The 13,697-nt window shown below is 39.4% G+C and carries 12 protein-coding genes; 3 read left to right on the top strand and 9 right to left on the bottom strand.

All coding sequences use genetic code 11. From position 1 onward, the window contains the following. Positions 1–7: 7 nt before the first annotated feature. From ccoS to EHQ64_RS19025, 9 genes are all read right to left on the bottom strand, one after another. Positions 8–166, bottom strand: coding sequence for a cbb3-type cytochrome oxidase assembly protein CcoS (ccoS, locus tag EHQ64_RS19065; RefSeq protein WP_135651396.1), 159 nt, complete (start codon positions 164–166; stop codon positions 8–10). Continuing rightward, positions 163–2,589: a heavy metal translocating P-type ATPase gene (locus EHQ64_RS19060; protein WP_135651395.1), complete on the bottom strand. Its 2,427-nt coding sequence runs from the start codon at positions 2,587–2,589 to the stop codon at positions 163–165. The genes ccoS and EHQ64_RS19060 overlap by 4 nt, the downstream gene beginning before the upstream one ends. Beyond that, complete coding sequence (locus EHQ64_RS19055; protein WP_135651394.1) at positions 2,586–3,071, bottom strand: FixH family protein; 486 nt, start codon at positions 3,069–3,071, stop codon at positions 2,586–2,588. The genes EHQ64_RS19060 and EHQ64_RS19055 overlap by 4 nt, the downstream gene beginning before the upstream one ends. Beyond that, positions 3,061–4,428: a cytochrome c oxidase accessory protein CcoG gene (gene ccoG / locus EHQ64_RS19050; protein WP_135651393.1), complete on the bottom strand. Its 1,368-nt coding sequence runs from the start codon at positions 4,426–4,428 to the stop codon at positions 3,061–3,063. The genes EHQ64_RS19055 and ccoG overlap by 11 nt, the downstream gene beginning before the upstream one ends. A gap of 35 nt (positions 4,429–4,463) precedes the next feature. After that, positions 4,464–4,997 carry a cbb3-type cytochrome c oxidase N-terminal domain-containing protein gene (locus EHQ64_RS19045; protein WP_135651392.1) on the bottom strand — a complete coding sequence of 178 codons (534 nt, stop codon included), beginning with the start codon at positions 4,995–4,997 and terminating at the stop codon, positions 4,464–4,466. Position 4,998: 1 nt separating this feature from the next. Next, positions 4,999–5,145 carry a cbb3-type cytochrome c oxidase subunit 3 gene (locus EHQ64_RS19040; RefSeq protein WP_135651391.1) on the bottom strand — a complete coding sequence of 49 codons (147 nt, stop codon included), beginning with the start codon at positions 5,143–5,145 and terminating at the stop codon, positions 4,999–5,001. Between the two features lie 10 nt (positions 5,146–5,155). Next, positions 5,156–5,845 carry a cytochrome-c oxidase, cbb3-type subunit II gene (gene ccoO / locus EHQ64_RS19035; RefSeq protein WP_135651390.1) on the bottom strand — a complete coding sequence of 230 codons (690 nt, stop codon included), beginning with the start codon at positions 5,843–5,845 and terminating at the stop codon, positions 5,156–5,158. Then, complete coding sequence (gene ccoN / locus EHQ64_RS19030) at positions 5,842–7,281, bottom strand: cytochrome-c oxidase, cbb3-type subunit I (RefSeq protein WP_135651389.1); 1,440 nt, start codon at positions 7,279–7,281, stop codon at positions 5,842–5,844. Before ccoN ends, ccoO begins: the two co-directional genes overlap by 4 nt. Before the next feature lie 211 nt (positions 7,282–7,492). After that, positions 7,493–8,770: an acetyl-CoA hydrolase/transferase family protein gene (locus tag EHQ64_RS19025; protein WP_135651388.1), complete on the bottom strand. Its 1,278-nt coding sequence runs from the start codon at positions 8,768–8,770 to the stop codon at positions 7,493–7,495. Positions 8,771–8,975: 205 nt separating this feature from the next. Between EHQ64_RS19025 and EHQ64_RS19020 the strand changes: the two genes are divergently transcribed. From EHQ64_RS19020 to EHQ64_RS19010, 3 genes are all read left to right on the top strand, one after another. Then, positions 8,976–9,743 (top strand): DUF547 domain-containing protein, encoded by a 768-nt coding sequence (locus tag EHQ64_RS19020; RefSeq protein ID WP_167882433.1) that lies wholly within the window; start codon positions 8,976–8,978, stop codon positions 9,741–9,743. A 120-nt stretch (positions 9,744–9,863) separates the two neighbouring features. After that, positions 9,864–13,010 (top strand): response regulator, encoded by a 3,147-nt coding sequence (locus EHQ64_RS19015; protein WP_135651386.1) that lies wholly within the window; start codon positions 9,864–9,866, stop codon positions 13,008–13,010. A 36-nt stretch (positions 13,011–13,046) separates the two neighbouring features. After that, on the top strand, positions 13,047–13,685 hold the full coding sequence (locus EHQ64_RS19010) for a LuxR C-terminal-related transcriptional regulator (protein WP_135651385.1): 639 nt from the start codon (positions 13,047–13,049) through the stop codon (positions 13,683–13,685). Positions 13,686–13,697 lie beyond the last annotated feature (12 nt).

The following is a 13,697-nucleotide window of genomic DNA, read 5'->3' as shown; positions in this document are numbered from 1 at the left end:
TAGATCCTTAGTCCGATTGTTTCTTATTTTCTTCTTCGAAAAGCATTCTGTATTTAGGGCCTTCTATATCTTCATACTGTCCTGATCTGAGGTTTAGTAGAAAAATATAAAATGCTCCAAAAGAAATGATCAGCGCGATAGGAATAGTGAGATACAAAGCGTTCATGTTACCCTACGTTTTAATGAAATTGAATTTAATACTACCGTGAATGAGCTTAAGGTCATAAAGCCGGCACAAATGACAGGAAGCATGAACCCAAATGCGGCGAGAGGGATCATCATGGAATTATAAATTAATGATAAACATATATTTTGAAGAATGATATGTCTGGTTTTCCTGGCTATCGAGATGGATTTAGGCAGTGAATCCAGGCGATTATTGATCAGTATCATGTCTGATTTGTCCAGGGAAAGATCGGAACCCATTCCCATGGAAATTCCTAGATCTGCCTGCGCAATACAAGCGGAGTCATTGACTCCGTCTCCGACCATAAGAACAATATTTCCTTCGGATTGCGCTTTTTGGATCCTTTCTTTCTTTTGAAGAGGACTAAGGTTTGCATTGTAATGAATAAATCCTAATTCATCGGAAAGAGATTTTACATTTTGTAAGGCATCTCCGGATAGGATCTCTAAGTCCGGGATCAATGTTTGTAGATTTTGAATGGTCGATTTTGACTCAACTCTCGCCTTATCTTTAAATTCCCAAGCCGCTAAAGGAATACCATTCTCGGATAAATGGATCCATCCGTCGTTCTCCGGTTTATTTTCCCAAGAGAAGTTTTTCTTACCGATCCGGTAGGTCTTGCCTTTGAATTCGGCTTGGATCCCTTCTCCTGGAAATTCTTGGAAGGAATTCCAAGAAAGATCTTCGATCTCCATATTGAATTTTAGATTTCGAGAAAAAGTTTCAATCACTGATTTTGCGATCGGATGTGTGGAGAATGATTCGAGTCGTGTGGCGATTTCTCTGAACCTACCAGGCGCTTCTTCGGGAGAGAAATATTTCTCTGCGTTTAATTCTAATTTTCCAGTAGTTAATGTTCCTGTTTTATCAAAGAATATATAATTCGATTTGGCGAGAGTTTCGACAGATTCCGGATTTTTTACCAGGATCCCTTCTTTGGATTGGAGTAGATGGCTGATCACTAAAGCAGCAGGAACACTTAGGCCTAATGCACAGGGGCAAGCGACTATAAGAACACTGATCGTGTTTAGGATCGCTGTTTCTGGATCTGAAAAATTCCACCAATAAATGAATGTTAGGACCGCAACTACCAGAACAACTTTGATAAAAGTGGTAGCTAAAAGATCCGTTGTTCTTTGTAATTTTGGTTTTGTTAATAAAGAATCTTCTAATATTTTTCCAATTTGCGCTAATGAACTTTCTCTAGTATTCCCTTTTGCCTCAAATTGTGTATGTGTGGAAAGAGATACGGATCCTGCTTTGATCTGATCTCCCTTATTTTTTAAGATCGGGCGACTTTCTCCTGTTAGGACCGCTTCATCGAAATAGGATTTTTCGGATCTTAAGATCCCGTCTACAGGGGCCTTACTTCCTATATACAATAGTACTAAATCTCCTTTTTCAATCAGAGAACCGGATATTTTGGACCATATTCCTTGTTTTTGAACTTCGTATTCTTCAGGTAGAAGGGATAATAATTCTCCTATTTTGGAACCCGCTTTGAATCGGATCATGGACTCGAAATACTTTCCTAAAAGTATGAAGAAGTAGATCGTGCATACCGAGTCGAAATATACTTCTCCTTTGCCAGTTAGAGTAACATAAATACTATAAAAGTAGGCGAGGCTAACTCCTAAGAAGAGTAGGCTGTCCATGCTGAGCATTCTTCTTTTCCAGGATTCGTAGGCTCCTTTCCAAAAAGGATATCCTGAATAGAAATATACTGGAGTAGCAAATATCCAAGAAATATAATGGAATAGATTCTTAATATTGATCTCCATTCCTTGGAAATATCCGGCATATAAGCTTGCGGAAAAGAGCATGATATTTCCCCAAGAGAAACCTGCTACGATCATTCTGATGCTTAATTCTTTGAATGGTTTTTCTACTTTAGTTTCGGCCTTCAGTGTGGAATATAATTTGGGTCTGTATCCTAAACCTTCGATAGTTTGAATGATATCTCCTAAAAATATTTGGGAAAGATCGAATCTTACTTTTAATCTTCCTGTTCCGAAATTGACCCTTGCTTCTTTGATGCCTCTTGTTTTGCTGAGTACTGTTTCTATCAGCCATACGCATGCAGAACAATGTAGATTCGTAATACTTAAATATACGGAAGGATCCGATCCATTCTCTCTTTCTAAATATTCTGAGTAAACTGACTCGTTATCATACTCTGAAGAAGAATTCTTTTTTAGATCGGAATACAATGGTTCTAATGATTGTGTTCCTCGGATTTTGTAGAATTGGTCCAGTCCTGACTCTAATAAGATCCCGGAAACTTCTGCGCATCCATTACAACAATATTCTCTTTCCGTTCCATGTCTGGACTTCTTGATTGAGACCCCGTCGATCGGAGTATTACAATGAAAGCATAAAGTCCGTTTCTCTAAAAGTTTCACTCTTTTACCTTTGCGGAGAATGTTCTTTCAAGTTCTCCTTCCGGAATTTTTGCAGAGAGGGAGATCCTCCAATCACCCTGGAAAGGTATCAAAATTTCTCCTGCGTAGTTTCCGGCCGATGTTTCTTTAAGTTCTACGGTTTGGTTGAATTTTGCAGTAGCAGTTTTATCTAATTGTAATACGATTTTTGCGTTTCGGATCTTTTTGCCGTTTTGTAGGAAGTCCAATGCGAGGCTTTGTTTTCCCGTCTTTAGTTTTTCCAGGTTTTGGATCCATGCCCCTTCAAAAGTATATCCGTTTTGGATCATTTTCTTTTGGGAGAGAATGGATTCTTCGTATTTTAATCCTTTTTCATAATAGTTTGAATCGATCGCAGGTGTATGTCCCGCCAATGCCATTCTCACAGTAAAGAATGTAGCAACAAACAATGTGAGAAATGCGATCTTAATCACTAAAAACGCTCTTTTTAAACTAGTGTCCATGGGCTATCCTCTTGTCTGGGTGGAATTTGATCTGAGAAACGGTTACAGGGAGTAAGAAAGGAATTGTTTCCGATTTAGAATATTCGAAATGGTTAATGTCTTGGACCTTCAATCGGATATCATGACTTCGTTTAGAGATATCCGTAGAATCCACTTGTAGTTCTATAAAAAGCCTGTATCTTTCGTCCGAATTTGCATGAAGTTCTACTTCTGCTTTTTCAGTCCCTCCTACTAAAATTTTCTGAGACCCGATTAGATCCGATGTTTCGATCTCGAATTTTAGTGTCCGATCTTCGGAGGTAAGATTTTGCATTTGAACTTCGTAAAAATTACGAACAACTCCGTTCTCCAATAGCATAGGAGGGATATTCCTATCGGGAAGAATGGATAAGTATAATGGGACTCGATTGGATAATAAGAATATGACAGAGCTTATCGTTATGAATAATCCGAACGCATAAACGATCGTTCTGGAGCGGATCCATTTGATCTTGGATCCTTTTTCAGAGATTTGTTTTTCAGACCAATATCCGATTAAGGTCTTTTTACCTTCTTTGGACATTTGTTTTGTACAAGCATCCGAACATTTTCCGCAGGCGATACACCAAGGATTTGCTCCTTCTCTGATATCTATGCCTGTGGGACATACTACTAGGCATAGATTGCATGCCGTGCAATCTCCTAATTTTACTTTTCCTTTTCTTCTTGGTTCTCCTCTTGTGTAGTCGTATGTGATATTTACTGAATGTGTATCCATCATCACAGTTTGAAAACGAGCGTAAGGGCAGGCATACTTACAGAATTGTTCTCGGATGAGAGCAATATCAGCATACATTGAGAATGTGAAAAACCCTAAGAATAAGAGCCAAGTTGGAATTTCCGAATTTGGATGAAGTAGATATTCACTCATCCGATATGGATCCGAAAAGTAGGAGATCCAGGCAAAGGACGCTAAGAAACTTACCCCAATCCAAAGAAAATGTGTGAGTACTTTTAAGAATGTAGGAGAATCCTTTTTGCCGTATTTGTCTCCTTGGATTCTTCTTCCTACCCAATCGAATATATCGGAGTAGATTGTTTGTGGACAAGCCCAACCGCACCAGACCCTGCCGATGAGTGTAGTAAAGAAAAAAAGGCAGAGTCCGGAGGCGATCAGGAATAGATGAAGGAAGTATCCTTCTTGTGGAACGAATATATTTCCGAGCAGATAAAATTTTCGATCTGGTATATCTAATAGAATGATCTGCAATCCGTTCCAACGGATCCAAGGAGTGATAAAGAAGAGTGAAACCAGAAGAACTTGCACATAGTTTCTTGCGGTCCTGATTTTTCCGGACATGGGTCTTGAAATGATCATAAGTCCTCCTTGGTTTCGTGGAACGTTCTTTTAATTCATTTGGAAGGTTTCAGCTCCAGATTTTTGGAAGCAAGCCAAGCTAGGACCTGATATACCTTTTCCGAGCCTAATGAATTCTCGTGAGGAGGCATAGGCCCCCTTCCGAGTTTTGTTCTCTCCATCGGAACACCTTTCATTACGGTTTCATAAAGTTCTAGATCGGTGTTCCCGTGTAGCCATTCCTTGTCCATTAGATTCGGTCCTACTAGACCTTCTCCGGTGGGGCCGTGACAGGCAACACAATAGGTCTGAAATGTTTTTTGCCCCGCAGAGATCGCGCCTTGATTCCCTCTGAATGGATTTGAACCGTCGTTTGACTCGATCTTCACGTTTTTATTCGGGAACTCTTTTTCATAATCTTCTATCTGAGCGGCATAATATGCGCCAGTTCCCCAATTAGAAAATCCGTGAAAATATACAGCATAGATCCCGGCAAAGATCACACATCCTAAGAATACCCATTTCCACCATTCAGGAAGTGGATTATCACCTTGTCTGATCCCGTCGAATTCCTTATTTGGATCGCTCATTTTAGTCCTCCTCCAACATTCTGAATTTAGGTTTTTCCATTCTTTCCTTTCTTGAGTTTCTATAAACGTATAAAGAAATGATCAGGATCGAAAGAAATAAGATCGGCAATCTTAATGATTTATAGATTTGTAATGTATCTAAGTCCAAAATTATCACCTCATTGCAGACTTTTTGAAAGTTCCGCAGTATCCTTTCCTAATTTCAGAAGATAGGCTATCAAAGCATCCCCCGCAGTTTTACCCGCGAGAAGGCTAGGCGCAGCTGCGATATCTTCGTCCGTGTAAGGAACTCCTACTTTTCTTAGGCCTCTCATATGATCCGCGATCTTCTCCGGATCTATCTTGGAAGATTCTTCGAATAACCAAGGATAAGAAGGCATGATAGAACCTTTCGCGGTGTCTCTAGGATTGATCAAATGTGTCTTATGCCATTCTGCAGAAGCCTGTATCTGAGATTCATGAGCTAGATCAGGACCTGTTCTTTTGGAACCCCATAAGAAAGGGTGATCGTAAACATATTCTCCCGCTTTAGAGTATCCGTCTTTTCCGTAAGAGTGTCCGGGATCGAAACGATCCACTTCCCATTTGAAAGGTCGTATCATCTGGGTATGGCAGTTATTACATCCTTCCTTTTGATAAACATCTCTTCCTGCAAGTTCCAGAGCTGTATAAGGTTTCACGTTTTGAATGGGCTCGGCGGTTTTGGTAAGAAAGAAGGGAGGGACTATTTCGAAAATCCCTCCGATCAGGATCGCTACCGTAGTATATAACGTGAACTTAACTCCGTGTTTTTCCCACTGGTCAGTAAATCCGGAGAACCAATCCAATAATTTGTCGAACCAATTCATGCTGTTTTCTCCTCTTTCAGTCCTATCCTAAGATCCACTTCTTTAAATCCACTTCCTGAAGTAGTGATCGTTCTGATGACATTGTAGATCATGATCAATAGTCCTAAAAGATAGAGTCCTCCTCCGATCCCTCGGAATAATCGATATGGTTTTAAGGTCTCGGTGATCTGAACCCAATTAGGGAATTTTAATGAACCAGTTTCATCTATCGCTCTCCACATAGAGCCTTCGCTGATACCGGATACCCACATAGAAACTATATAGAGTAAGATCCCGAGCGTCGCGACCCAGAAGTGGACATTAGCTAGTCTTTCAGAGAATAGATTTGTATTCCAGAGTCTTGGAACTAAATAGTAGATCGCCGCGAAGGACATCATTCCCACCCAGCCTAATGTTCCTCCGTGAACATGTCCGATGATCCAGTCTGTATTATGTCCTAAGCCGCTTACTGCTCGAATGGAGAGTAACGGTCCTTCGAATGTGGACATACCGTAGAAAGTAAGTCCTACTAAGAACATTTTTAATGTGGCATCCGTTTTGATCTTTTCCTGCGCTTGGGTTAAGGTTAAGAATCCGTTTAACATTCCTCCCCAAGAAGGCATCCATAACATGATACTGAAAACCATTCCGGTGGTTTGAAGCCAATCAGGTAGAGGAGAGTATAATAGGTGGTGAGGTCCCGCCCAAATGTATAGGAAGATCAAACTCCAAAAATGGATGATGGATAATCTATGGCTGTAGATCGGTTGTTTGATATGTTTCGGAAGATAGTAATACATCATTCCTAAGAAAGGAGTGGTCAAGACGAATGCTACTGCGTTATGCCCATACCACCATTGGATGTTTGCATCATACACTCCGGAATAAACAGAGTAGGATTTGATCCAACTGACTGGGATAGATAGATTGTTTACGATAAATAGAATAGGGATCGTGACCCAAGAAGCGATATAGAACCAGATCGCCGCATAGAGTTGTTTTTCTTCTCTTGTAAAGATTGTCCCAAAATAATTGATCAGGAAGATTACAAACCAAATTACGATCAAAAGATCCAAAGGCCATTCCAATTCCGCATATTCTTTGGATTGGCTTAATCCGAGCGGAAGAGTGATCGCTGCTGCTATGATCGAAAGATTGTATAAGAATAAATGGAGGTTAGCTAGTTTATCACTCCAGATCCTTACTCTACAGAGTCTTTGGACTGTATGATATCCTGTGGCGAAGACAACACTCAATGCAAATCCGAAGATAGCAGCATTCGTGTGTAATGGTCTTAACCTTCCAAAAGTGAAATAAGGTCCGAAATTCAATTCGGGATAAACCATTTGGAAGGCAATCCAAACTCCCACAAGCATGGAAGCGACACCCCAAACCAGTCCCGATATGATAAACCCTTTGACGATCGTATCATTATATTTTTGTTCTGAAGAACTCATTCTTGATCTCTCCGGTTTTTTCCGTGAAGGATATATTCCATGTTTTGATTCGAATATTGAAAGGCAAGGAATCCCACTGCGGATTCCTTCTGGAGAGGGTTGATAATTGTCAATTGTAGGGATGGTGGATGTGAGGGGGAGTTTATATATTTAGTAAATTATAATATATTAATATATATTAGTGGGATTGGATCTCGGGCGATTTTGAGAATTAGAATCCTTTGAATCTTTCGAAGGTTTCTCTTTCCAAACGTTCTCTATGATTCGGGTGAGCGATTTGTGTTAGAAGTTTTGCTCTTTGTTTTAGGTTTTTTCCGTATAGATCTGCAATTCCGTATTCTGTTACTACATAATGAACATGAGCCCTGGTTGTAGTAACACTAGCTCCCGGTTGTAAGATAGGGACAATTCTGGATTTTCCATGAGAAGTTACGGAAGGAAGAGCGATGATCGGTTTTCCTCCTTCCGAAAGAGAAGCCCCTCGAATAAAATCCATCTGGCCGCCAACGCCTGAATATTGTCTTGTTCCTATAGAATCCGCGCAAACCTGTCCTGTTAGATCCACTTCGATCGCTGAATTGATTGCGGTTACTTTTGGATTTTTCCGAATATTTGCAGTATCGTTGATATAACCTATATCTAAGAATACCACTTCAGGGTTATCGTCCACAAAATCGTACAATTTTCTAGTCCCCATTACAAAACCAGTTACGATCTTTCCTGGATGGATCTTTTTCTGAGAACCTGTGATGATTCCTTTCTCTACGAGAGAAATGACCCCATCCGAAAACATTTCAGTATGGATCCCTAAGTTTTTATGATGTTGAAGGCATGATAGAACTGCATCCGGGATTGCTCCGATCCCCATTTGTAGTGTTGCGCCGTCTTCTACCAAGCTTGCGATATATTCTCCAATTTTTGTTTCTACCTGATCCGGTTCGGAATGTTTCGCCTCTAAAAGTGGAATATTCCCTTCTACGAATTTATGGATCTTACTTATATGAACGATCCCGTCCCCGTGGGTGCGGGGCATATGATGATTTATTTGCGCGATCACCAGATTCGCAGAATCAGCGGCTGCCTTACTTGTATCTACGGAGACACCTAAAGAACAAAAACCATGTTTGTCCGGTGGAGAAACTGATATAAGAGCGACATCTAATGGTAGGATCTTTTTTCGAAATAGTGCAGGACATTCGCTTAAGAAGATCGGAAGATAATTTGCTCTTCCTTCATCCACGGCTTCTCTCATATTTGCGCCTACAAAAAGAGCGTTCGTATGAAAAGAATCTTCCATTCCTTTTTTAGAATAAGGAACTTCTCCTTCCGTATGGATATGCACGACCTCAACGTTTTTTAATTCTGAAGATCTTGCACTAAGTGCCTCTATCAAAAGTTTGGGAGCTGCAAAGACGCTATGAATGAATACTCTTTGGTCGTTTTTAATTTCTGAAACTGCATCTTTAGGTGAAATAAACTGAAAATTCATGGATTTCCAATTTGTCTAATTGGATCGAAGGAAAGTCAAGGGACAAAACTTTTTCGGATAAATTGATATTTCTTTGGTTTTACTAAAAATATTCGAAGATGTATCCTGATCTAATAATATAAGTATGAAGTTTAGGATTGTTATACCTGTCCTGTTTTTGGGGATTCTTCTTTTTCTTTTTTATGATTTGGGAATCTATCGAAAATTGGAATGGTTTCGCGTTTGGTTTTATCCTCCTCAAGTTTCTCAAACCAAAAAGTTGGATTATCAATTTTACGGAGAGAGTTTCAGTCATATTCGATATGAAAGGATTTTGAAGAGAGTGGTAGATAAGAAGGGGAAGGTGGATTATAAGAAGCTTTCTTCATTAGAAAAAGAGTTAGATATTTACATAAGTGAGCTGAAGGTCGCAAGTCTGGAAAAATATTCTTCTCCGGAAAAACTTGCATTATTTATCAATGCATACAATTCTTTCACTTTAAAGTTAATGTTGGAATGGCCAAATGCGCGATCCATCCAGGAAATTCCTAAAATAAAACGTTGGGAAGATCCTAAGTGGAATTTAGCAAACAATAAGATTTCATTATATACTCTGGAGCATAAATGGATCAGAGAAAATTTTTCGGAAACTTTGATCCATTTTGCGCTCGTCTGTGCTTCTAATTCCTGTCCTGGATTAAAGAATACGGCCTATACCGGGCAAAATCTAAAGAAAGAATTAGAAGAACAAGCCAGGCTATTCTTAAAAGATCCTAAAAATATACGACTCGACCTAGACAAAAATATACTTAGTGTTTCCGAAATATTCGATTGGTATCGCGAGGACTTCGGCAAGGAAGAGGGATCTGTGATGAGTTTCATTTTAAAATATCTAGATGATATGAATTTGAGGGAAGAACTGGAAAAACGAAGTTCAAAGATCCGTTTTGAATACATTCCATACGATTGGGGCAAAAACGACTCGAGTCTTTGAGTGAATTTGAAATTATCCCACGAATAAGGGATTTTGTTGGAATTCCTACATTTCGATTAATATACCTAAAATTGAGTAAAAAGGTTTATATTTCTGGAATGGTCTTAAGAATCAGTGAAGATGCATTCTCTTCTTACGAGAAATATTCTAAATCTGTTTTGTGTCTTAATTCTTGTTTTCCAAACAGGATGCAAATCCGTTTTTTCATCCGAGAAAAAGCCTGAGGTAGAGAACGGGATTTTGTATTTAGACAAATCCTGGGATTTTGGAACGAAAGAACCGATCTGTCTGCAAGGGAATTGGATATTTTATTGGTCCGAATTATATTCAGAGATCAAAACTTCTTTGAAGGAAGATTTAGATCCTTCAGGGAAATCCAAAAGTAAGATCGAGTTCGGATATGTTCCGGGTATTTGGAATGAACATCTGAATGCTGATAAAACCCATCCAGGGTTCGGCTTTGCCACTTATAAAATGTTACTTCGCCTAGATAAGCCGGAAGCCGGTATGGCGATAAAAATGTTAGAGGCATCTACTGCTTATAACCTGTATGTGAATGGCAAAAAAGTGATCTCGAGCGGGACTGTAGGAAAAACTCCAGAAACGTATAAACCTTTATATCGACCGAATATTAGTCAACCTTTCGATTTAGGGACCGAGAATGAGATCGCTATAGAGGTGACTAATTATTCTCATCCGAAGGGAGGGCCTTGGGCAAAAGTTTTTTTGGGAAAAAAAGACGATCTAATCTCAATTCGTCAAAATAACGTTTGGTTGGATCTGTTCATAAGTGGAGGCCTTTTTATTTTAGGTCTTTATCACTTAATTTTATTCGCATTCTTAAGAAGGGAGGCTTCCACATTATATTATGGAATTCTAACAATCCTTTCCATGATACGTATTTTGATCACCGGAGAAAGGGTTCTTTATTCTATTTTTCCTTCTTTCGATTTCGAATGGGGGTATAGACTGGAATTAATTTCAGTTCATTTTATCGGAATATTATTTCCTCTATTCATTAGGCAATTGTATCCGGATGAATTAAGCAAACGAGTTGTGGGCTTTTTTATAGTAGCATTCTCGGCAATTGCACTCGTAGTTCTTTTTACTCCTCTTTCTATTTTTGCCCATACTGTTCCTATATTCAGCATTTTAGTGACAGCCGCATGTATATACCTAATATTCGTTTTTTTGAAAGCAGTCCGAAATAAGAGATTGGGGGCAGGGGTTGGGCTCGTTTTCTTTCTTCTTCTATTCTGCGTGGCGATAAATGATATGTTATACGCGAATATGATCATTACCACTGCATATTTCATATCTTATGGGATCGCTTCTTTCTTCGTGGCCCAAGCGTTTATGGTATCTCAGAGGTTTTCTTCTGCATATAAACTCTCGGAAAGACTGGCCCATGATCTTCAAGAATCCAACCAAAGACTGATCTCGTTGGATAAACTAAAGGATGAGTTCTTAGCAAATACCTCTCACGAACTTAGGACTCCTTTACAAGGTATTATCGGGATCGCGGATTCTTTAAAAAGAGGAGTAGGAGGTCCACTCTCTGAATCCATCGAAAGGCAACTCGGAATGATCGTAACGAGTGGTCAGAGACTTTCCAGTTTAGTGAATGATATCATCGATTTTTCAAAATTAAAACATAAAGACTTAAAACTACATCTTAGATCCGTGGATCTATTCCAAGCAGTGAATTTTACTTTGGAACTGAATCGAGTCGGAGTGAATGAATCCAAGGTAAGGCTTGTGAATGCTATTCTTCCCGAATTCCCCGAATTGCTTGCGGATGAAAATCGTCTTCAACAGATCCTGCAGAACTTGGTTAGTAATGCGATCAAGTTTACAGAAAAAGGTGAGATCATAGTTAGCGCAAAAATAAAAGCTCTCGGGCTTGCCGAAATCAGCGTAAGAGATACTGGGATCGGAATAGATAAGGACGAACATCAAAAAGTTTTCGAATTTTTCGAGCAAGTTGATCGAGGAGATTCTAAAAATGTCGCGGGTGCTGGTCTCGGGCTCGCGATCAGTAGGGCGCTGGTAGCTCTTCATGGAGGAGAGATCGGAGTGGATTCGAGCCTAGGTTCAGGATCCGTATTTTATTTTACGATCCCTTTAGTTTCCGGAAAGATCCCAAGATCTGAAGGAAAGGATTTGAGGAATTATAAGGAAGGAAGTCTGCAACAATCTTTAGGAAGTCTTCCTAAGGAGACTACAGATTCCGAGAAAAATGCTCGTATACTCGTGGTAGACGACGAGCCAGTGAACCTACAGGTAATACAAAATTACCTTTCCCTCAGAAATATTTCTTCGGTTACCGCAAAAAGTGGAATGGAAGCATTAGAAATATTGCAAACTGATACGGCCTTTGATGTTGTAATCTTAGACGTGATGATGCCTAAAATGTCCGGTTTGGACACCGCAAGAGAGATCCGTAAGACCTTAAATACTTTGGAACTACCTATTTTAATGTTAACCGCAAAAAATCAGGACAAGGACTTGATGGCGGCATTAAATTACGGGGCGAACGACTATCTTCTGAAGCCGTTCGATTTCGAGGAACTTATTTTAAGGATCAATAATCTTTTGGATCTTGCAATGGGGCATAAGAGCCGTCTAAACCAAGAGAACGAAAAAAGGGAAGCGGTGAATACTGTAAGAAAACGTATCAATATAGATCTTCATGATCATTTGGGTGGAAAGCTGACGGATCTAAAATTTTTATCCGAAGAGTTACTTTCTCAGGCGCAGGGAGATAAACCGATCTTCAAAAAGATCAATGAAGCCGTGAATCAATCCATTCATATCCTTAGGGAGCAGATGTTAAAGATAGAGGATCTAGGTCTATTATCCGAAAACTTCATTACCGGGATCAACTTAGTACTTTTGAGAAGATACTCCGATGTGGAAAGAGATCTAGAATTCGAATGCCAGGATAAACTATTGGAATTTTTCGAGATCCAGAGGAGCGAAACTGCGATCGTAGAACTTTATAGTATCGTAAACGAGATCACGAATAACGATCTAAAATACGGACAAGGAGTTTCTAAATGGAATTTTTATCTGGAAGGTCCAGATTTAGTGACAGAAATGAACGTGAAATCTTCTTATCATTTAAAAAAACATAAAACTGGAAGAGGGACCGAAAATTTGATCTATAGGATCTCAGGTTTAGGGGGAAAAGTGGAAATGTCCTTAGTTGAAAATTTATACGAGATCAAAATACGTATACCGGTCGGGAATTTTACAGAAAAGTAAAATGAGTTATCATAAAAAATCAGGTGTGAATCAATCATGAAAAGTTCTGAAATAAAAGTAGGCATCGTAGAAAACGACGAAAGTTTCAAGGAACAGATCCTAAAAACTTTGGAATCTATTCCGGAGATAGGCGGAGTATTTCATTGGGAATCTGCAGAATCCTTTTGGGAAGATGAGAAGGGCCGAAGTCTGGACATCATATTTCTGGATATCATGTTGTCCGGGATGAACGGAGTCGAGCTCGCCGGAAAAATATCCGCAAGAGATCCTGAAATTTCTAAAATTATGCTCTCCAATATGAACTCGGATGAATTAATTTATGAATCCTTAAAAAATGGTGCGATCGGTTATATTCTCAAGTCCGAATTGAAGGATATCGCTGATGTAGTTGATACAGTACTGAAAGGAGGAGCGATCATCACTCCTACGATCGCATTCCGTGTCCTAAATAGTTTTAAGCAGAAAGATCATTCAAACGAGTTCAAATTGACCCCGAAAGAAAAGCAGATCCTGGACGAGATGGTCAAAGGAAAAACCATCGGAAGGGTAGCAGAGTTTTTGAAAGTAAGCAAATATACCGTTCAACACCATGTGAAGAATATCTATAAGAAGCTTAACGTACATAACCGTGCGGAGTTAGTTAGAAAAGCGAGCGATATAGGTCTATTACCTTAAAATGTATTGTGC

Source organism: Leptospira sarikeiensis, assembly GCF_004769615.1.
Lineage (GTDB): Bacteria > Spirochaetota > Leptospiria > Leptospirales > Leptospiraceae > Leptospira_B > Leptospira_B sarikeiensis.
Note: the sequence above shows the minus strand (reverse complement) of the source record. Positions and strands in the feature narration are given on the sequence as shown.

Coding starts and splice junctions, on each gene's coding strand:
- ccoG (WP_135651393.1), bottom strand. CDS start 4,428: ATGATCATTTCAAGACCCATGTCCGGAAAAATCAGGACCGCAAGAAAC.
- EHQ64_RS19010 (WP_135651385.1), top strand. CDS start 13,047: ATGAAAAGTTCTGAAATAAAAGTAGGCATCGTAGAAAACGACGAAAGT.
- EHQ64_RS19025 (WP_135651388.1), bottom strand. CDS start 8,770: ATGAATTTTCAGTTTATTTCACCTAAAGATGCAGTTTCAGAAATTAAA.
- ccoS (WP_135651396.1), bottom strand. CDS start 166: ATGAACGCTTTGTATCTCACTATTCCTATCGCGCTGATCATTTCTTTT.
- EHQ64_RS19045 (WP_135651392.1), bottom strand. CDS start 4,997: ATGAGCGATCCAAATAAGGAATTCGACGGGATCAGACAAGGTGATAAT.
- EHQ64_RS19055 (WP_135651394.1), bottom strand. CDS start 3,071: ATGGACACTAGTTTAAAAAGAGCGTTTTTAGTGATTAAGATCGCATTT.
- ccoO (WP_135651390.1), bottom strand. CDS start 5,845: ATGAATTGGTTCGACAAATTATTGGATTGGTTCTCCGGATTTACTGAC.
- ccoN (WP_135651389.1), bottom strand. CDS start 7,281: ATGAGTTCTTCAGAACAAAAATATAATGATACGATCGTCAAAGGGTTT.
- EHQ64_RS19015 (WP_135651386.1), top strand. CDS start 9,864: ATGCATTCTCTTCTTACGAGAAATATTCTAAATCTGTTTTGTGTCTTA.